18 protein-coding genes, 1 tRNA gene and 1 pseudogene are annotated in these 18,308 nt (G+C 72.8%); 13 read left to right on the plus strand and 7 right to left on the minus strand.

The window, feature by feature from the left end:
* Positions 1-128 precede the first annotated feature (128 nt).
* Positions 129-353, minus strand: a complete 225-nt coding sequence (locus GCE65_RS16975; protein ID WP_153879134.1) for a helix-turn-helix domain-containing protein — start codon at positions 351-353, stop codon at positions 129-131.
* On the minus strand, positions 316-570 hold the full coding sequence (locus tag GCE65_RS16190) for a helix-turn-helix transcriptional regulator (RefSeq protein ID WP_228760081.1): 255 nt from the start codon (positions 568-570) through the stop codon (positions 316-318). Before GCE65_RS16190 ends, GCE65_RS16975 begins: the two co-directional genes overlap by 38 nt.
* Before the next feature lie 87 nt (positions 571-657).
* Between GCE65_RS16190 and GCE65_RS16195 the strand changes: the two genes are divergently transcribed.
* Positions 658-978 (plus strand): hypothetical protein, encoded by a 321-nt coding sequence (locus GCE65_RS16195; RefSeq protein WP_194928802.1) that lies wholly within the window; start codon positions 658-660, stop codon positions 976-978.
* Positions 979-982: 4 nt separating this feature from the next.
* Complete coding sequence (locus GCE65_RS02860) at positions 983-1,369, plus strand: ImmA/IrrE family metallo-endopeptidase (RefSeq protein ID WP_228760082.1); 387 nt, start codon at positions 983-985, stop codon at positions 1,367-1,369.
* A 67-nt stretch (positions 1,370-1,436) separates the two neighbouring features.
* Here the strand turns inward: GCE65_RS02860 and GCE65_RS02865 are convergent.
* Positions 1,437-1,509 (minus strand) — tRNA-Arg (locus GCE65_RS02865).
* Positions 1,510-1,658: 149 nt separating this feature from the next.
* On the opposite strand from GCE65_RS02865, the gene GCE65_RS02870 reads away from it, so the two are divergent.
* The 8 genes from GCE65_RS02870 (at position 1,659) to GCE65_RS02905 (ending at position 12,192) form a co-directional block, all read left to right on the plus strand.
* Positions 1,659-2,387, plus strand: a complete 729-nt coding sequence (locus tag GCE65_RS02870) for a hypothetical protein (RefSeq protein ID WP_153877317.1) — start codon at positions 1,659-1,661, stop codon at positions 2,385-2,387.
* Positions 2,384-2,680 carry a transcriptional regulator gene (locus tag GCE65_RS02875; RefSeq protein WP_153877318.1) on the plus strand — a complete coding sequence of 99 codons (297 nt, stop codon included), beginning with the start codon at positions 2,384-2,386 and terminating at the stop codon, positions 2,678-2,680. The genes GCE65_RS02870 and GCE65_RS02875 overlap by 4 nt, the downstream gene beginning before the upstream one ends.
* Positions 2,677-3,570, plus strand: a complete 894-nt coding sequence (locus GCE65_RS02880) for an ABC transporter ATP-binding protein (protein WP_153877319.1) — start codon at positions 2,677-2,679, stop codon at positions 3,568-3,570. The genes GCE65_RS02875 and GCE65_RS02880 overlap by 4 nt, the downstream gene beginning before the upstream one ends.
* A complete protein-coding gene (locus GCE65_RS02885) occupies positions 3,567-4,385 on the plus strand; it encodes an ABC transporter permease (protein WP_152817403.1) in 819 nt (272 codons plus the stop codon). Before GCE65_RS02880 ends, GCE65_RS02885 begins: the two co-directional genes overlap by 4 nt.
* 24 nt (positions 4,386-4,409) lie before the next feature.
* Complete coding sequence (locus GCE65_RS02890) at positions 4,410-4,889, plus strand: SRPBCC family protein (protein ID WP_152817404.1); 480 nt, start codon at positions 4,410-4,412, stop codon at positions 4,887-4,889.
* Positions 4,890-5,013: 124 nt separating this feature from the next.
* The gene (gene ddaH, locus GCE65_RS02895; RefSeq protein WP_153879135.1) at positions 5,014-5,787 is read left to right on the plus strand and encodes a dimethylargininase; all 774 of its coding nucleotides are present in this window, start codon (positions 5,014-5,016) and stop codon (positions 5,785-5,787) included.
* Positions 5,784-6,956, plus strand: a complete 1,173-nt coding sequence (gene rocD, locus GCE65_RS02900; protein ID WP_153877320.1) for an ornithine--oxo-acid transaminase — start codon at positions 5,784-5,786, stop codon at positions 6,954-6,956. The genes ddaH and rocD overlap by 4 nt, the downstream gene beginning before the upstream one ends.
* Positions 6,957-7,122: 166 nt before the next feature.
* A complete protein-coding gene (locus tag GCE65_RS02905; RefSeq protein ID WP_153877321.1) occupies positions 7,123-12,192 on the plus strand; it encodes a hypothetical protein in 5,070 nt (1,689 codons plus the stop codon).
* A 117-nt stretch (positions 12,193-12,309) separates the two neighbouring features.
* Here GCE65_RS02905 and mscL read toward each other — a convergent pair whose 3' ends face one another.
* Complete coding sequence (gene mscL, locus GCE65_RS02910; protein ID WP_153877322.1) at positions 12,310-12,702, minus strand: large conductance mechanosensitive channel protein MscL; 393 nt, start codon at positions 12,700-12,702, stop codon at positions 12,310-12,312.
* 55 nt (positions 12,703-12,757) lie between these two features.
* Entirely contained in the window at positions 12,758-13,393 is a 636-nt protein-coding gene (locus GCE65_RS02915) for an RcpC/CpaB family pilus assembly protein (protein ID WP_153877323.1), read from the minus strand.
* Positions 13,394-13,519: 126 nt separating this feature from the next.
* Here GCE65_RS02915 and GCE65_RS16980 point away from each other — a divergent pair, with 126 nt between their 5' ends.
* On the plus strand, positions 13,520-13,744 hold the full coding sequence (locus tag GCE65_RS16980; RefSeq protein WP_370460233.1) for a hypothetical protein: 225 nt from the start codon (positions 13,520-13,522) through the stop codon (positions 13,742-13,744).
* A 62-nt stretch (positions 13,745-13,806) separates the two neighbouring features.
* Here the strand turns inward: GCE65_RS16980 and GCE65_RS16985 are convergent.
* Positions 13,807-13,899 (minus strand): annotated as a pseudogene (locus tag GCE65_RS16985) (FmdB family zinc ribbon protein); the annotation flags it as partial.
* Between the two features lie 47 nt (positions 13,900-13,946).
* On the opposite strand from GCE65_RS16985, the gene GCE65_RS02925 reads away from it, so the two are divergent.
* Positions 13,947-16,625: a penicillin acylase family protein gene (locus GCE65_RS02925; protein WP_370460177.1), complete on the plus strand. Its 2,679-nt coding sequence runs from the start codon at positions 13,947-13,949 to the stop codon at positions 16,623-16,625.
* 23 nt (positions 16,626-16,648) lie between these two features.
* Here GCE65_RS02925 and GCE65_RS02930 read toward each other — a convergent pair whose 3' ends face one another.
* The gene (locus GCE65_RS02930; RefSeq protein WP_228760083.1) at positions 16,649-17,281 is read right to left on the minus strand and encodes a 5-formyltetrahydrofolate cyclo-ligase; all 633 of its coding nucleotides are present in this window, start codon (positions 17,279-17,281) and stop codon (positions 16,649-16,651) included.
* A gap of 113 nt (positions 17,282-17,394) precedes the next feature.
* On the opposite strand from GCE65_RS02930, the gene GCE65_RS02935 reads away from it, so the two are divergent.
* Positions 17,395-18,297, plus strand: coding sequence for a UTP--glucose-1-phosphate uridylyltransferase (locus GCE65_RS02935; RefSeq protein WP_153877325.1), 903 nt, complete (start codon positions 17,395-17,397; stop codon positions 18,295-18,297).
* Positions 18,298-18,308 lie beyond the last annotated feature (11 nt).

Below are 18,308 nucleotides of genomic sequence, written 5' to 3' on the forward strand. Positions count from 1 at the left end.
GGACTTCACATCATGCCTGCACCACACAAGTACTCCAGCGAGGTCCGCGAGCGTGCGGTCCGGATGGTCCTAGACGTCCTCCAAGCCGAGGACGGCACCTCTCAGCGGGGCGTTGGAGTGTTCCCGCTTTAGTTGTCGTCGCGGGTTTCGGGGAGGGAGTCGACGTAGGCGTCGAGGTCCGTGCGCTCGTACCTGGGGGAGGAGCCGAGGTAGCGGCGGCCGATGTCCCCGCGGGCGGCGAGCGTGCGGAGGGTGCGGGGCGAGATGGCGAGGTAGGCGGCCGCTTCATCGGGGGTGAGGAGGCGCGGTTGCCTATCAGGCCGCCGGGATCTTCGCGTCGGTGAGCTCGTCAGCGAGGAGGCTGCTCGGGCGGACGCCGAGGGCGCGGGCGATGTAGAAGATCTCGTCGAGGTCGAAGGGCTGTTCGCCGCGGAGTCGGCGGACGAGGGTGCTGTATGGCACGGGAGTGATCTCGGCGAGCTGCTGGCGGGAGATGCCGGCGTTCACCATCGCCTGGGAGACGATCTGAGCGGTGCGTTCCGCTATCGGGGTATGTAGCCATACGGCCACAGTAACGGGCCGAGCGACCCTATACAAGCCGGATCCCGTGTCCAGTTGGCATGAAACTGTGGCGAGGATGAGTATACACTGAGCCGTATGGCTACAAACCGACGCCTCGGCGAGGAGTTCTCCCGCTACGTAGGCGAGCAGATCAGAGGCGAAGCATCGATGCGGAACATCTCCGTCTCGGGCCTCGCGCGCCTGATGGAAATCGACCGAGCGACACTGCACCGGTACCTCACCGGTACCCGCCCCATGCCCGTGCCGGTGCTCTACGAGGCAGCCGAAGCGATCGGCATCGCGGCCGCGATCCTCGTCGACCGGGCCGACGCCCGGATGTCGGCCGAGGGCTATATGCTCGCCGCGTCCGACACGGACTACGACCAAGAGATCGAAGATCGACAGCGGGAGCCCTGAGAAGTTGGACGACCTCATCAGCCAAGCCGCCTCGCTTGGGCTGCGCGTCATGTGGCGCGACCTCGGCCGCCGGAACGGCGAACTCACCTCCGGCGGCCTCGTCAGGCTCAATCCACGCAAGCCGGCGATCGTGCAACGGTGCACCCTCGCCCACGAGATGGGGCACTGGTGGCACGGGCACGACTGGACCCGCGACCACGACCAACTGCGCGACGAGCGCCAGGCCGACGCCTACGCCGCACGCCTGCTCATCTCACCCGCCGAGTACGCGCTCGCGGAGAGACTCAACCCACACCCCGGCGCCATCGCCAAGGAACTCGAGGTCACGCGCCACCTCGTCGAGGTCTGGCAGCGGCTGCCGGCACCCACCATCCAGCGCCGGATTGTGTGACCTCGGTTGCTACACCGGTTGCTGCACCTGCCGCTGTAGCAACGATCCGGATCGTTGCTCCGGTGGGCGCCCCCGGCGCGATTCGAACGCGCGACCTACCGCTTAGGAGGCGGTTGCTCTATCCCCTGAGCTACGGGGGCGGGCGGCCGGATATGGCCGGGGACATTGTGTCACGAGTCGGCACCGCACCGGTGACGCCGACCGGGTCCCTCGCGCCGGCCGGGGCTGAGGGCGCGTCGCCACGCTCGAGCCGTAGCGCACACAAAGCACTTTGTGATACAAAGTTGTCATGTCGAACACGCCCCCACGCCCACCCGGATCCGGCGGGCCTGCGCGCCCCGACCCGGACGGCGATCACGCGCTCGACCCGCAGCGGATGCTCGCGCTCATCGACGCGCAACAACACGCCGTCGACGGTCTTCATCTGCGCCCGGTGGCCTGGCTGTACTCGATCTGGGCCGTGGCCTGGTTCGTCGGCTACCTGCTGCTCTGGTCCGCCTACGACGGCGGAAACCCCTGGTTCCGCGTGTCCACGGTCGCGGCGGGATGGACCTTCGGCGTCCTCATCGGCTCCTCGATCCTGGCCAGCATCCTCATCGGCACCAGGATGGGACGCGGCGTGCGAGGCCTCTCCTCGTTCCAGGGCGGCATCTACGGCTGGTCCTGGGCGGGACTGTCGACCGCGGTCGGCGTGCTCGGGTCCGTTCTGGCCGAGAAGGGAGGCTGGGAGGTCTCGGCCCTCTACTTCCCCTCCGCCTACGCGGTCGTGGCCGGGGCGATGTACCTGTTCGGGGCGGCGCTGTGGCACTACCGCAGCCAGCTCGTGCTCGGCACCGTGCTCCTCGCGGCCGCGGCGATCGCTCCGTTCGCGGGAGTCCCCGGCACCTACGGGGTCATGGCGATCGCCGGCATCGCTTTCGGCGTGGCCGCGCTCGTGACCATCGCCAGGCTGCGCCGGAACGGTCGCGATCCCGCCCGGGGGGAGCTGCGTCGTCCCCGCGAGAGCGAGGAGCGATGAGCGAGCTCGACCCGGTGATCCACGCGACCGCCCGGCTGCGCATCACCGCCACGCTCGCGGCCCTGCCGGCCGGCGATCAGATGTCGTTCCCGCGGCTGCAGGGCCTGCTCGACATGACCGCCGGCAACCTCTCCACGCACCTGCGCAAGCTCGAGGACGCCGGCTACGTGTCCCCGACCAAGACCTTCGAGGGGCGCACACCCGCGACCTACATCGAGCTCACCACCCGCGGACGCCGCGCGTTCGAGGACTACACCCACACCCTCCGCGAACTGCTGGGAGACCCATCATGACCCTCGCCCGCCTCACCGGCGTGACCAAGACCTTCGGCGACGTGACCGCCCTCGATTCCGTGGACCTGACGATCGAGCCCGGCACGCTCGTGGGCATGCTCGGCCCGAACGGCGCCGGCAAGACGACCCTGCTCGGCCTCGTCCAGGGGCTGCGCGCCCCGAGTTCGGGCACGGTCGAACTCTTCGGAGCCGATCCGCGCGACTGGCGCGCCCGACGCCGGCTCGGATCCACCCCGCAGGAGACCGCCCTGCCGCCGACGCTGCGGGTGGGGGAGGTGATCGACTTCGTCGCCGGGCACTTCCCCGACCCCGTGCCGCGCGACGAGCTCGCCGCGGAATTCGGGCTGACCGACCTGTTGCGGCGGCAGACGGGCGCACTCTCCGGCGGCCAGAAGCGGCGCGTGTCGGTGGCGCTCGCATTCGTGTCCCGGCCCCGGCTCGTGCTCCTCGACGAGCCCACCACCGGGCTCGACGTCGAGGCCCGCCACGCCCTGTGGGAGGCCGTCCGGCGCCAGCACGAGCGCGGCGCGACCGTGGTGGTCACGAGCCACTACCTCGAGGAGATCGAGGCGCTCGCCCGCCGGGTCGTCGTGATCGATTCGGGTCGGGTGCTGATCGACGACGACGTCGCCTCCGTTCGCGATCGCGTCGGGCTGCGCATGCTCACGCTCCGTACCGCGGACGCCGCGGACACCGCGACGATCGCGGCGCTGCCGCAGATCGTCGACTCCCGCGCGGGCGCCGACGGCGCCACGACCTTCTACACCGACGACGCCGATGCCGCGACCCGCGCGATCGTCGGCTCCGGCGCAGACTTCCACGACCTGACCATCCGCGGGGCCACCTTGGAAGAGGCGTTCCTCACCCTCACCGCAAAGGCTCACTCATGACCTCGACCACCTCCACCACCTCCACCACCGCCCCGAGCGCGGGGCCGCGCCCGTCCGCCGGCCCCTCGCCGGTGCGGCTCGCGCTGCTGCACGCCCGGTACGGGCTCATCGAGACGTTCCGGATCCCGATCGCGATCATCGGCACGATGGTCTTCCCGGCGCTCGCGCTGCTGTTCTTCGTGGTGCCGCAGCGCGAGGTGGCGGACAACCCGCTCTTCGCCACCCAGGCCGTCATCTCCCTGGCCGTCTTCGCCGTCATGGCCAACAGCCTGTTCAGCTTCGGCATCTCGATCGCCGAGGACCGCGAGAAGCCGTGGGACCCGTATCTTCGCACGCTGCCCGCACCCGGCGGGGCGCGGGTGCTCGCGCACATCCTCTCCACCGGGATGCTCGGGCTCGCCTCGATCGTGCCGGTCGTGGTGGTCGGGGCGGTCTTCACCGCGGCCGATGCCTCGCTGCTCGGGATCGTCGGCGGGCTCGTGGCGATCTCGGTCTCGTCGCTGCCGTTCATGCTCATCGGGATCGCGATCGGGTACTCGATGCCCTCGAAGGCCGCGATCGCGGTGGTGCAGGTGATCATGTTCGGCTTCGCGTTCGCCGGCGGGCTGTTCCTGCCGCCGCTCATGTTCCCGCACTGGCTCGAGACGCTCTCGACGTTCTTCCCCTCCCGGCAGGCCCGTGAGCTGGTCATCTGGGCCGCCACCGGGGAGGCGCTGCCCGCGTGGTCGTGGCTCGGGCTGGCCGCCTGGATCGCCGGCACCATCGCGCTCGCGCTGTGGCTGTTCCGCCGCGATCAGGGCCGCCGGTTCCGGTAGCGGCGAGGATCGGGAGGACGGTCGATGGAACGCGGTGCACGGATCCGCATCGAGGCTCCCGCCGGCGAGGTCTTCGACTGGCTCACGACCCTGACCCACCACGGCCGACTCATCCCGCTGACCCGGGTGGCGGCACCGACCAGGCCCGCCGCGGTGGGGGACGTCGTGACCGCCGTGACGCTCGGGCTCCTGCGCGACGTCATGGTGGTCACGCGGGTGGAGCGGCCCGCTGAGCCCGCCGGCCCGGGCGGCCCCGTGGGCCGGGCGACGTTCTCCAAGACCGGGCCGATGCTCCTCGGGTGGGCGAGTATCGAGGTGGTCCCGGCGGGCGAAACCGCCTGCGAGGTGCGCTGGACCGAGTCGATCCACGCCTCCGTCTGGGGGCGGCGCACCGGCGGCGCGCTGCTTACCCGGGGCGGCGGGCTCATGGTCGCCCTCGCGCTGCGGCGTGCCCGCCGGATCCTCGCCCGAGGCCGGCGGCCCCGAGGGCCCGGCTGCCCGTGACGCCCGGCCGCCCCGCCGATCTCCTGCGTGGGCGAGGCGGCCGGTGTGACAATGGCGCTACCGCCGCAGAGTGCGATCCGTATGGCCCACCGGCCGGAAAGAAGGCAGCGTGCGCGACTACCTCATGTGCCGTCCCACCCACTACACGGTCTGCTACGAGATCAATCCGTGGATGGATTCGGCCCGGCCCACCGCGACCGCCCTGGCGATCGAGCAGTGGGAGCGGCTGCGCTCGACCTACCTCGACCTCGGCCACACGGTCGAACTCATCGACCCCCTGCCGGGCTGCCCGGACATGGTCTACGCGGCCAACGGGGCGACGGTCGTCGACGGCGTCGCCTACGCCGCGAACTTCCGCTACGAGCAGCGCCGGCCCGAGGCCCCCGCCTACCTCACGCGCCTCGCGGACCTGGGATTCGCCCCGGCCGCGGCGGAGTTCGTCAACGAGGGCGAGGGCGACATGCTCTTCACCGGCACCTACGTGCTCGCCGGCACCGGCTTCCGGAGCGAGCCCGCCGCCCACCGGGAACTGCAGGAGGCGATCGGCCGGCCGGTGATCACGCTCGAGCTCGTGAACCCGCGCTACTACCACCTCGACACCGCCCTGGCGGTGCTGACCGGCGACCTCATCGCCTACTACCCGCCGGCCTTCACCCCGGGCAGCCGGGCCGTGCTCGAGCACCTGTTCCCGGACGCGATCATCGCGGGCGAGGCGGACGCCGCCGTGCTCGGGCTCAACGCGGTGAGCGACGGGGAGCACGTGGTCGTCGCCCCGCGGGCCACCCGCCTCGCCGCCCAGTTCGCCGAACGCGGCCTCGAGCCGATCCCCGTGGACACCTCCGAACTGCTCAAGGGCGGCGGCGGGGCCAAGTGCTGCACCCTGGAGCTGCGCCGATGACCTCGCTCGCACACAACTACGAGCCGCTGCCGGTGACCCTCGCCCACGGCGAGGGGATCTACGTGACGGACACCTCCGGCGTCCGTTATATCGACTGCATAGCCGCCTATTCCGCCCTCAACTTCGGCCACCGCCACCCGGTACTCGTCGAGGCGGTGGCCGCCCAGCTGGGCCGGCTCACCCTCACCTCCCGCGCGGTGGGCCACGACCGGCTCGAGGCATTCGCCGACCGGATCACCGACCTGACCGGATTCGACGTCATGCTGCCGATGAACACCGGCGCCGAGGCCGTGGAGACGCTCATCAAGACCGCCCGGAAATGGGCCTACGAGGTCAAGGGCGTGCCGCCCGGCCGGGCCGAGATCATCGTCGCCGCCGGCGCGTTCCACGGCCGCACCACCACGGTCGTCTCCGCCTCGACCGATCCGGAGGCGCGCGGCGGGTTCGGTCCGTACACGCCGGGCTTCGTGATCGTGCCGTACGGGGACGCCGACGCGGTCGCCGCCGCGATCACCCCCGCCACCGCCGGCGTGCTCCTCGAGCCGATCCAGGGCGAGGCCGGCGTGATCATCCCGCCCACCGACTACCTCGTCCGGGTGCGCCGCGCGTGCGAGGCGGCCGGCGCGCTGCTCATGTGCGACGAGGTGCAGTCGGGCCTCGGGCGCACCGGGGCGACGCTCGACCAGGACAACGTGGGCGTGCGGGCCGACCTCACCGCGATCGGCAAGGCGCTCTCCGGCGGGATCATCCCCTCCTCGGCGGCCCTCGGCCGGGAGGACATCATGGCGGTCATGACCCCGGGCGTGCACGGGTCGACCTTCGGCGGCAACCCGATGGCCGCGGCGGTCGGCATCGCCGTGGCGGAGCTCCTCGCGACCGGCGAGTTCCAGGAACGTGCCCGGGTGCTCGGCCGGGTGCTCGCCGCCCGGGCGGCCGAACTGCTCGAGGCCGGCCTCCTCGCCGGAGTGCGCAGCCGCGGCCTCTGGCTCGGGGTCGACGTGCCGCACCTGTCCGGGCGGGCGGTGGCCGAGCGGATGGCCGGGCGCGGGGTGCTCGTCAAGGAGACCCACGATCACACGCTCCGGCTCGCCCCGCCGCTCGTCATCACCGAGCCCGAACTGCACCGGGTCATGGACACCCTCGCCGACGTGCTGGCCGAGCCCCACTGACTCCCGGTCGTGCGGGGGCGTTCGTCCCGGCCCGGTGACGTGGCACCCGGAGGCGGTGCACTCGGGGCCGGTTCGCGGCCGGGTTCGGGCCGGTTTCAGGGCCGGGTTCGGTGCCCGGTCGGCGGGTCATCGGCCCGGGCGCGACGGGATTGGTTAGCGTGGGTGGGTGACCCCTCCCGTTCGCCCGACCAAGGGCCCGCGCCAGCCCCGTTCGCGCTGGCGCCTGGGCCGCCGCTCCGGAACCGACGTGGGCACCGAGGGGCAACCCGCTTCCGAGACGGCCGACCGTGCCGACACGGCGGGCACAGCGGCCGCACCGGCCTTGGGGGACGCCGGCGACGGGCCCGCTCGGCCCGCGGCGCAGACCGACCCCCTCGGTTCCCTCGGCCGGCCCGAGGAATCGAGCACCCCCCACCCGGACGCCGGTCCCGACACTCCCGCGGGCACCGAGGGGGACACCGGACCGGCCACCGGACCGATACCCGCAGGCGACCCGTCCGGAACCGAGGTCCGCGTCGCCGCGACCGGCGGCGAGGACGGGGCCGCGACCGGTGGCGAGCCGGGGCCGGCCGAGTCCGAGAGCGTGCGCCCGGCGGCGCCGTCCACACCCGCCGAGCGGGTCGCAGCCACGATCGACACATGGCGTTCGGAACTGCTCGAGCTCGCGGGCGGGTCGGCGTTGTGGGATATCGACACCCTCGGAGACGCGCTCGTGGAACTCACGGCGGCGCACCCGTCGGGGATCGCACAGCTCTTCGCGGGACGCCGCACGCGGCTGAGCAACCTCGCCCGCGAGGGGTCGGCCCTGACCCAGGTGCGCCGGCACACCCGGATCGTGGCCGCCCGCGCCGAGGATCTGGCCCAGCGTTTCGGCGTGGCCCCCACCTATGTCGCGATGGGGGTGGCGAGCTGGTTCATGCCCGAACCGGGTGCGCCCGTGCCCCCGGACTTCGACCCGAGCCCGATGCCCGGACGGATGGTGCACCTGCCCGTGCTGCTGCGGCCCGTGCGGACCCTCACGGTGCCCGGCAGCGCCGACATCGAACTCGAACTGGACCCGCAGGTCGAGGTCAACGCGGTGCTCGTGCGGGCGCTGCGCGCCCACGGGGTCGACATCGACCCGGCCGGGCTCGTGGAGTCCACGAACCGCGATCACGGCTTCAGCCCGCGCCCCGCACTCGACACGATCGCCGCCCTCGGCCGGGCCCTGCCGCAATTCGACCTCGAGTCGCGGATCGTGCTCGGCACCTTCATCCACCCGGGACAGGCGCTCGCCGACGACCTCGACGCCCAGGCCGACGACCTGGCCGGTCACGAGGTGGTGCGGGCCCTCGCCGGGGACCCCGAACCGCTGCACGCGCGCACCCGGCCGCTGCCGGCGGTGCGGCTGAGCGATCCGGACCCGGACCAGGAGCGCGGCGTCGGCGACCTCGCCCCCGGCCAGCACCGCGTGCTCGACGCCGTCGCCGGGGGTGGGCACCTGTTCATCGACACCCCGCCGGGGGCGGACGTTCCGGGAACGATCGCGGCCCTCATGGCCCAGGCCACGGCGGCCGGCCAGCGGGTGCTCTACGTGCCGGGCACCCACCGCGCCGGGGCCGCCACGATGGACGCCCTGCGCGGGGTCGGCCTGAGCGACCTGGCCCTCGACCTGAGCAACGATGCGAGCTGGCGCAAGCAGGCCGCGACCCGGCTGATCGACGGCCTCAATCCGCCGGTGCCGGACAACGACCCCGAACTCGCGGGCACCCGTGAGCGGCTCCGCGGCGTCCGCGCCACCCTCGGCGGCTTCATCGCGGCCCTGCACACGCCCCGGGACCCGTGGCAGTCCTCCGCCTATCACGCGCTGCAGGCGCTCGCCGAGCTCACGTCGAAGCGGCCCGGCCCGCGCACCCAGGTGCGACTGAGCTCGAGCGCCGTGCGCTCCCTCGACGACGCCGCGCGGGCGCGGATGCGAGCCGCGGTCATCGAGGCGGCCGAGCTCGGCGCGTTCCGCCTCCGGGCCTCGGACACCCCGTGGTACGGGGCGCGCCTGCGATCCACCCGCGAGGCGGAGGAGACGATGGCCGCGGTGCGCGACGTCGTCCGCACGCTGCCGGTGCTCCGCGACCAGGCCGCCACCGCGGCGGCCCAGACCGGCCTCGACGAGGCCCGCACCCTCGCCGACTGGGCCCGCCAGCTCGACCTGCTCGACGGCATCCGGCAGTCTCTCGACGTGTTCCTGCCCGAGGTGTTCGAGCGGTCCGCGGCGGACATGGTCGCCGCCACGGCGACCAGGCAATGGCGCGAGGAGCACGGCTCGACCCTGAGTTCGGGGGTCCGGCGGCGGCTGCGCAAGCAGGCGCGGGACCTCGTGCGCCCGGGCGTGGCGGTCGAGGACCTGCACGCCGAGCTCGCCGACGCGGCGCGACGGCACGAACAGTGGCGCGAGCAGTGTTCCGGCGGTGGCTGGCCGCGGCTGCCCGAGGCGATGGCCGCCATCACGGCCACGAGCGCGACGCTCCGGACCGACCTCGAGGCGCTCGACCCGGTGCTGCGCCCGACCGTGGGCGAGCGGGCCCTCGTCGACGTGCCGCTCGGCGACCTGATCTCGAAGTTCACTCGGCTCGCCGCCGACGAGGCGACCCTCGAACGGCTGCCGCAGCAGGCGTCCGCACTCGCGACCCTCGCCGCGGCCGGCCTCGGGGACCTCGTGGACGATCTCACGGCTCGCCGGGTCGCGACCTCGCTCGTCGGCGCCGAGTTCGACCTCGCGTGGTGGTCGAGCGTGCTCGAGGAGATGCTCTCGGACGACCCGGCGATGGTCGGCCTCGAGTCGGCGGCGCTCCAACGCTCCCTCACCGAGCTCCGCAGCCTCGACCGGTCCCAGGCGGAGAGCCTGCGGGACCCGATCCTGCGGGCGCACGCCGAGCACGTGCGCGCGGCGATCGACGCCGATCGGGGCGCGGCGCAGGAGTTCTACCGGTCGGTCAAGCGCGGCGAGGCGGACCTGCGCACGCTCACCGACCGCTTCGACCGGATCGCCTGGGCGCCGCGCCCGATCTGGATCGTGCCGCCGATGGTCGTGCCGCAGGTGCTTCCGGGGGGCCGGTGCGTGGATCTGGTGATTCTGGACGCCGTCGCTCACCTCGGCGTCGAACAGCTCATCCCCGCGCTCGCCCGCGGCCGTCAGATCGTGGTGGCCGGCGACGCCCGCAGGCGGGGCGCCCCCGCCCTCGCCGCGCTCGCGACGCTGCCGCGGGTGGACCTGCCGGCCGACCGGGTGGACCGGGACAGCGAGATCGCCGAGTTCCTCGCAGCGCACGGGTACGCGGACGTCGTGCAGCCCGTGCCGAGCCCGCCGCGGCCCGCGCGCATCGGCCTGCACGTGGTGGCCGGGAGCGGCATGCCCGCCCCGGGCAGCGACGTGGTCGAGAGCGTGCAGGCGGAGGTGGACCGGGTGGTCGACCTCGTGATCGACCACGCGCTCACGCGGCCGGAGGAGTCGCTCGCCGTGGTCGCGCTCAATACCCGCCACGCGGACCGGGTGCGGGAGGCGATCGCGCTCACCGCGGCCGATTCCCCCGCCGTGGCCGCATTCTTCGATCCGGCCGCTCCCGAGGCGTTCTCGGTCGTGAGCGTCGAGTCGGCGGCCGGGCTCCGGCGCGATTCCGTGATCCTCTCGGTCGGCTTCGGGAAGACCCCGCACGGGCGCATCCTGCACCGCTTCGGCGCGGTCAGCGGCGCCGACGGCGCGGGGCTGCTCGTCGACGCGATCGACGCGTGCCGGCGCCGGCTGACCGTCGTGGCCTGCATGAGCGGGGACGAACTCGATCCGCAGCGGCTGCGTTCCCCCGGGGCGATCATGTTGCGCGACCTGTTGGTCTTCGCCGAGGCGGGCCGGGTGGGGGCGGCGGCCGTGCCCGCGGAGCCCGCGGACCCCGCGAACCCCGCTAACCCCGCGGACCCAGGGGAGCCGGCGGATGCCGCGGCGGCGGAGGAACGGTCCCCGGACCGGCTGCTCGTCGACCTCGCCGAGCGGCTGTGGCGGCTCGGCCTCACGGTCGTACCCCGGTACGGGGTGCCGGGCGGCGTGCGGATCCCGCTCGCGATCGGACACCCGAGCCTGCCGGGCGAACTGCTCGTGGCGATCGTGACGGACGACCACGACTACGTGGCCGAACCGAGCCTGCGGCGCCGTGATCGGCACTGGGTGGACCGGCTCACCGCCCGCGGGTGGCGCGTGCACGCCGTGTTCTCCTCGGCGCTGTTCATGGATCCCCAGGGCGAGGCGGTGCGGATCGCCGAGGAGGTCACGGCGATCCTGACCGAGCGGGGCGTGACCACCGGACCGGAAGGCTCGCTCGGGCAGCCGATCTCCGGGATCGAGGTGCCGGCGGAGTTCGCCGACGACGACGCGGAGGTGCCCGTGACGGCGCCGGACCCGGCCGCCGCGCGTTCCCGGGCGCCGTCCCCGGTGCGCGTGAGCGCCCGCGGGGAGCGGATCGCCGGCACGACCACCGCGTCCATCCCGCGGATCGTCACGCCCGGGATCCGCTCCGAGCGGCCGCCGGTCACGCCGGGCCTGCCGGTGAGCGGCTACAGCGACGACCAGCTCGACGCGATGGTCGCCTGGCTCGCCTCCGACGGCCGAGACCGGGTGGCCGAGCAGTACGTGGCCGAGCTCCGGGCCGAGCTCGGGCTGACCCGCCGGAGCGCCCACGTGACCTCGGTGCTCACCGCGGCCGTGGCCCGAGTCGGGGTCGCCGTGGCCGCCGAATCCGACGCTTCCGACGGACCTGATGGATCTGATGGACCTGATGGATCTGACAGATCCGGTGCGTCGCAGCAGACCGGTGAACCGGGTGAACCCCATGAACCCCATGAACCCGGTGAGTCCGATGAACCGGGTGAACTCCATGAACCTCATGAACCCGATGAACCGGGTGAGTCCGGTCAGTCCCAGGAGTCCGACGGGGTGGAGGAGTCCGACGTGTCCGACGTGTCCGAGGAGTCAGAGGAGTCCAGTGGGGCCGATGCGTCCCGCGAGTCCGGGGGCGGGCGGAGGCCCGTGGCCCACCAGCCCACCCTCGAGGGACTCGAGGGTGAGCCGGTGACGAAGCGATCGCGGCGGGCCGTGCGCCCCGGCACGGAGGATCCGGAGTTCGCCGAGGCGGACTGGCAGGGAGAGGCGGCCATCCCCACGAGCGCCGACGACGAGCGGATCCTGCGGGAGAAGCCGCCCCACTGGGGCTGAGCTGCCCCGAGCGCGGCCCTGCAAGCCCGGCTGGGCGAGCCCGGCTGAGCCTCGAGCCCGGCTGAGCGAGCCCGGCTGGGCTTCGTTCCGGGTGCGCGTGCTCGATTGCGGGTGCGCTCAGCCCACGCGTCGCTCGGCGAGGAGGTCGCGGATCTCGGTGAGGAGCTGCAGGTCCTCGGACAGCGGCTCGGGCTCCGGCTCCGTGCCCCGGGCGCGGCGCTCGGCGAGCTTGTTCATCGGCACGATGATCGCCAGGTAGACCGCGAGCGCGATGAGCAGGAAGTTGACCAGCGCCGTGAGCACGGATCCGACAAGGATCTCGGAGTCGGTCGTGGTGATGACCCAGATCCGGTCGAGGTTCGGCTGCCCGAAGATCCAGCCGATGAACGGGTTGATCACCTGCTCCACGAGGGCCGTGACGACGGAGCCGAATGCCGCGCCGATGATGATCCCGACGGCCATCTCGATGGCGTTTCCGCGGCTGATGAAGTCCTTGAAGCCCTGCAGCATGACGTCTCCTTGTGTGTGTGGGGGACGAGCGGTCGACCGTCCGCGGCTGCCACCGCTACGGAGCCAGGACCACCCGGAACGGCGCCAGCCCCGCGGCGCCTGTGAGCACGCTAGCGCGTTCCGCGTCGATCGCGGCGACGATGACGGACGAGTCGACCGTAGCCGCGGGAACCCCGAGGAGGCCCGTGCTCTCCGCGGCCGAGGGAAGGGCGAGTACGAGGGCCCCGCGGGCGATGAGGCGGGACTCGCCCTCGAGCGCACCCGAATCGGTCGGCGCCTGGTAGAGGTCGACCCGGTCGCCGGGGCGGATCAGGGTGAGCACGGCCGGATCGGCCACGTGGATCGGCACGACCACCGTGCCGGGTGGAGCCGCGGCCGCCAGCCCCGGACCCGTGACGAGCGAGGGCACGAGCGGCATCCCGGCGGGCACCGCGACCGTGGTCCGGGAGCCCGTCGCATCCTCGACGGCGAGGGTCCGGCTCGGTGCCTCGGGCCAGTGGACGGTGCGCAGCTCGCGCGCGGCGATCTCGTGTCCCGCGGGCAGGTCGACCGCGGCCACGAGCACCGCCTCGCCCGGCGGGGGCGCGGGCCGCAGGTCCTGCAGCACGAGGAGACCGGCGAGGGCGAGGAGACCCGCCGCGAGCACGACCCGCCACCGCCACAGGAGTGCGCGCCACCGGATCGATCTCATGCCCGCGACGCTAGCCCCGCCACGCCGCGGGGGCCTTGGTCCACGGCCGCCCTGTGGACGACGGGGCTCCTTGGGGACGGCGGGGCTGCTTGGGGACCGCGGGGCTGCTTGGGGACGACGGGGCCGGTGGGGGAGGGCGGCTACGCGCCGGCCGACCCCGAGGCCGCCGAGGAGGACCCGCTCGCCGACGTGCTGCTCGGGGCGCTCGTGCTCGCCGCGGCGGACCCGTTCGACCCGCTCGTCCCGTTCGATCCGCTGGTCGCGCTGGTCCCGTTCGACCCGCTCGCGGAGGTGGAGCCGGCCGCGCCGCGCGAGCCGGTCTTCGAATCGGCACGGGAGTCGTTGCGGTAGAAGCCGGATCCCTTGAACACGACGCCGACGCTGTTGAACTTCTTGCGCAGCGTGCCCTGGCAGGTGGGGCAGGTGGTCAGCGCATCGTCGGTGAACGACTGGTAGATGTCGAAAGCGTGGCCGCAGTCGGAGCACGCATAAGAATAGGTGGGCACGAGTGTTGATTCTACGGCGTTTTCCCCGAACCGATACCCTGACGGGTGTGAAGCAGAGCAATATGGTGCGGCGTGTGCTGGTGGCGACCGCGGCGGTTCTCGCCGTCGTTCTCGTGGTCGGCGCGATCACCGTGGTCTCGGCGCTTCGCAAGCCGCTGCCGGCCCAATCGGGCGAGTTCCGCCTCTCCGGGCTCGACTCCTCGGTCGAGGTGATCCGCGACGAGCTGGGCATCCCGCAGATCTACGCCGACTCCTCGCACGACCTCTTCTTCGCCCAGGGCTACGTGCACGCCCAGGACCGCTTCTTCGAGATGGACTATCGCCGCCACCTCACCGCCGGGAGGCTGAGCGAACTCGTGGGCGAGAACGAGTCGGCGCTCGCCGCCGACCAGGTGATCCGCACGATGGGCTGGCGCCGCGTGGCCGAGGCCGAGTGGCCGCTGCTGGACCAGTCCTCCCGCCAGCACCTGCAGGCCTACGCCGACGGCGTCAACTCCTATATCTCCGATCGCAGCCCGAGCGAACTGGGCCTGGAGTACACCGTGCTCGGCTTCGAGGTCGAGGTCGGCGACGTCGCCCCCTGGGATCCGATCGACTCCCTCGCCTGGCTCAAGGCGATGGCCTGGGACCTGCTCGCCAACTTCGACGACGAGCTCGGCCGGGCCGCGATCTACGGCGATCTCGCGCAGGCCTACGGCGAGGAGACGGGAATGGACATGGTCGAGGCGGTCTTCCCCGCCTACCCGACCGCCCGGAACCTGCCGATCGTCACGACCCCCGACCTCCTCGCCGCGCACGAGGCGTTCCTCGCCGCGGAGGCCTCGGAGCGGCCGCAGACCCCGGCACCCGATGCCGGCATCGATCGCGGCGACGCCGCGTCGTCGCCCGAGGTGACCCCCACCGAAGCGCTCGCGGCCGTGGCCGACGCGCTGGGCGCCGTCCCTCATCCCCTCGGAGAGGGTGACGGGATCGGCTCGAACTCGTGGGTGGTCGCCGGCGAATACACGGCCTCCGGCGCGCCCATCCTCGCGAACGACCCGCACCTGGGGATCTCCCAGCCCGGGATCTGGTATCAGCTGGGGCTGCACTGCCGCGTCGTCGGCCCGGACTGCCCCTACGAGGTCTCGGGCTTCACGTTCGCGGGGCTGCCCGCCGTCGTCATCGGCCACAACGCCGACCTCGCCTGGGGATTCACGAACCTCGGGCCCGATTCGGCCGACCTGTTCCTCGAGCGCACCTTCCCCGACGGCACCTACCTTCGGGACGGCGAGCGCGAGCCCCTCGTCGAGCGGCACGAGACCGTCAAGGTCAACGGCGGGGACGACGTCTCCCTCACCGTGCGCTCGACGGTGCACGGCCCGATCATCTCCGACGTCATGACCGACGCGCGGCAGGCGGGCGACACCCCGCTCGAGGATCCGCCGGCGTCGGGCCTCGGCGGCTACGCGGTGGCCCTGGAATGGACCGCGCTCACCCCCGGCCGCACCGGGGACGCGCTGTTCGCGTTCGCCACGGCCACCGACGCCGAGGACATCGCCCACGCCGCCACCCTGTTCGAGGTGCCCTCGCAGAACATCGTCTTCGCCACGACCAGCGGGGACATCGGCTACCAGGCGCCCGGAAAGGTGCCCGTGCGGGCCGCCGTCCCAGGCGCGCCCGTGCCCTCGGACGGACGCTGGCCCCGGCCGGGCTGGGACTCGCGCTACGACTGGACCGGCTTCGTGCCGCCCGAGGAGATGCCGAGCCTGCTCAACCCCGCCGAGGGATTCGTCGTCACGGCCAACCAGATGGTCCAGGCCCCCGGGGTCGCGCCGTTCATGACCCTCGACGCCGCCTACGGGTACCGCTCCCAGCAGATCCGCGACCGGATCACCGCCCAGATCGACTCCGGCGAGAAGTTCACGGTCGGGGACATGAACGACATCCAGCTCGACGTCGCGAACCCGTTCGCGGACATGCTCCTGCCCTCCCTGACGAGCGTGTACCTGAGCGACCCGTTCATCCGCGAGGCCCAGGACCTGTTCACGGACTGGGACCGGCGCAACACCCCCGACTCCGCCGCGGCCGCCTACTTCTCCGCCGTGTGGTCGAACCTGCTCAAGCTCACCTTCTGGGATCAGGTGCCCGAATCCGAGCGGCCCTCCGGCGGCGGACGCTGGCTCGAGGCCGTGCGCGGGCTGCTGGAGAACGAGACGAGCCCGTGGTGGGACGACCGGGCCACCCTCAACGTGGTCGAGACCCGGGACGAGATCCTCACGCGGGCGCTCGTCGACGCCCGCAACCAGCTCACCGTGCTCCTCGGCAAGAACCCGAACGGATGGGAGTGGGGCCAGCTGCACCAGGCCGCGCCCGAACACGCCGTGCTCGGCGGCGAGGGCGTCCCGGGCGTCGTGCGGGCCCTGGTCAACCCCAGCCCGATCCCGGTCGGGGGCGGCTCGGCGATCGTGGACGCGAACGGCTGGGACGCGGCCGACTGGGACGACGACTTCCCGACCTTCGGGGTGACGACCGTGCCGTCGATGCGGATGGTCGTGGACATGTCGGACCTGGATGCGGCCACGTGGGTCAACCTCACCGGCAACTCCGGCCATCCGTTCTCCGACAACTACGACGACCAGTTCTCCGCGTGGGCCCAGGGCTCCACGTTCGACTGGGCGTGGAGCCGCGCGGCCGTCGAGGCGAGCGGGGACCGCACGATGACCCTGCTCCCGCCGGGAGCCGAGTAGCCCAGCCGCCGGGGCGGGCCGGGTCAGTCGTCGCCGAGTTCGTGCACTCCCGCGGGGGTGATGACGCCGTCGACGGGCCGGTCGTGCTCGGCCGTGGGCAGTTCGGGCTCGCTCAGCTCGTCGTCGAAGAGCACGGCATACACGCGCACCCCCGGACGCACGTAGCGCAGCGCCCGGTCGTACCAGCCGCCGCCCTGGCCGAGGCGCGCGCCGCGGGCGTCGACCGAGAGGGCGGGGGCGAGCACGAGGTCGGCGCGGCTGATCGCGGTCTCGCCCAGTCCGGGTCCGGACGGCGCCGGCGGGCGCCCGGGGGCCTGCTCGCCCAGGGTGTCACCCCGCCGGTAGAACGCCCAGTCGCGGCTCAGGCCCGGTCCGAGCATCGGAAGCATCACCTGCACTCCGGCCTCGTGGAGGAGGTCGAACACCGGGCCGGTGTCCGGTTCGGAGGGCCGGGCCGCGAATGCGGCGACGGTCCCGATCGGGCCGATTCGCGTGAGCAGCTCGGCGACGTGGGCGGCGATCGCCTCCCCGGCGCCGGAGCGCTCGCGGGGGCTGCGCTCCCCGCGGTGCTGACGGATCTCGGAACGGATGAGCGACTTGGCGTCTTCGATCTCGATGTCGTCACCGATGACAACCGAGCCTTGGGGCGTCCACATGCCTCCAACTCTGCCCCACGGCGGGCTCGTAGGCCACTCCCGCGCCGGGGCTGTGCACGAACATTTCGCTCACCGCCGAACTCGAACGACATCCGGCCGGTAGGCTCGGCGGTATGAGCCAGATACGTAAGGTCGTCATCCCCGTGGCGGGCCTGGGCACCCGATTCCTGCCGGCCACCAAGGCGGTTCCCAAGGAGATGCTCCCGGTGGTCGACACCCCCGCCATCCAGTACGTGGTGGAGGAGGCGGTGGCCGCCGGTCTGACGGACGTGCTCATGATCACCGGCCGCAACAAGGGTGCGATCGAGGATCACTTCGACGACGTCGCCGAACTCACCGCCGCGCTCGAGGCGAAGGGCGACGCGGATCGGATCGCCCGCGTGCGCCGCTCCACCGAGCTCGCCGACGTGCACTTCGTGCGCCAGGGGGCCCCGCTCGGGCTCGGCCACGCGGTCGGGCGGGCCCGCGAGCACGTCGGGGGGGAGGCCTTCGCCGTGCAGCTCGGCGACGACCTGATCGACTCGGCGAATCCGCTGCTGCCCGACATGATCGCCACCCAGGAGCACCTCGGCGGCTCGGTCATCGCCCTCATGGAGGTGCCGCGCGAACAGATCTCCCTCTACGGCAGCGCGGTGGTGGAACCGGCCGACCCGGTTCCCGGAACGACGTTCCCGGTGCACCGGGTGACGGGCCTGGTGGAGAAGCCGGCGCCCGAGGAGGCGCCCTCGACCCTCGCCGCGATCGGGCGCTACGTGCTCCACCCGGCCGTCTTCGACGTGCTCGACCGCACCGCCCCGGGCCACGGCGGGGAGATCCAGCTGACCGACGCCCTCGCCACCCTCGCGGGCATGCCGGCCTCGGAGGGCGGCGGCGTCCACGGCGTCGTGTTCTCCGGAAAGCGGTACGACACGGGCGACCGGCTCGACTACCTCAAGGCCGTCGTCCAGCTCGCCCTCGAGCGGCCCGACCTCGGCCCGCCGCTGCGGGAGTGGCTCGCCGAACACCTCGCCGAATGAGGCGTGGCCCG

This window comes from Pseudactinotalea sp. HY158, from assembly GCF_009660225.1.
Classification (GTDB): domain Bacteria; phylum Actinomycetota; class Actinomycetes; order Actinomycetales; family Beutenbergiaceae; genus HY158.

Excerpts from the sequence above, each read along its gene's own strand:
- GCE65_RS02880 (WP_153877319.1), top strand. The coding sequence starts at position 2,677 with ATGACCCTCGCCCGCCTCACCGGCGTGACCAAGACCTTCGGCGACGTG.
- GCE65_RS02870 (WP_153877317.1), top strand. The coding sequence starts at position 1,659 with ATGTCGAACACGCCCCCACGCCCACCCGGATCCGGCGGGCCTGCGCGC.
- rocD (WP_153877320.1), top strand. The coding sequence starts at position 5,784 with ATGACCTCGCTCGCACACAACTACGAGCCGCTGCCGGTGACCCTCGCC.
- GCE65_RS16195 (WP_194928802.1), top strand. The coding sequence starts at position 658 with ATGGCTACAAACCGACGCCTCGGCGAGGAGTTCTCCCGCTACGTAGGC.
- GCE65_RS02915 (WP_153877323.1), bottom strand. The coding sequence starts at position 13,393 with ATGAGATCGATCCGGTGGCGCGCACTCCTGTGGCGGTGGCGGGTCGTG.
- GCE65_RS02930 (WP_228760083.1), bottom strand. The coding sequence starts at position 17,281 with ATGTGGACGCCCCAAGGCTCGGTTGTCATCGGTGACGACATCGAGATC.
- GCE65_RS02890 (WP_152817404.1), top strand. The coding sequence starts at position 4,410 with ATGGAACGCGGTGCACGGATCCGCATCGAGGCTCCCGCCGGCGAGGTC.
- mscL (WP_153877322.1), bottom strand. The coding sequence starts at position 12,702 with ATGCTGCAGGGCTTCAAGGACTTCATCAGCCGCGGAAACGCCATCGAG.
- ddaH (WP_153879135.1), top strand. The coding sequence starts at position 5,014 with ATGTGCCGTCCCACCCACTACACGGTCTGCTACGAGATCAATCCGTGG.
- GCE65_RS02875 (WP_153877318.1), top strand. The coding sequence starts at position 2,384 with ATGAGCGAGCTCGACCCGGTGATCCACGCGACCGCCCGGCTGCGCATC.
- GCE65_RS02885 (WP_152817403.1), top strand. The coding sequence starts at position 3,567 with ATGACCTCGACCACCTCCACCACCTCCACCACCGCCCCGAGCGCGGGG.
- GCE65_RS02935 (WP_153877325.1), top strand. The coding sequence starts at position 17,395 with ATGAGCCAGATACGTAAGGTCGTCATCCCCGTGGCGGGCCTGGGCACC.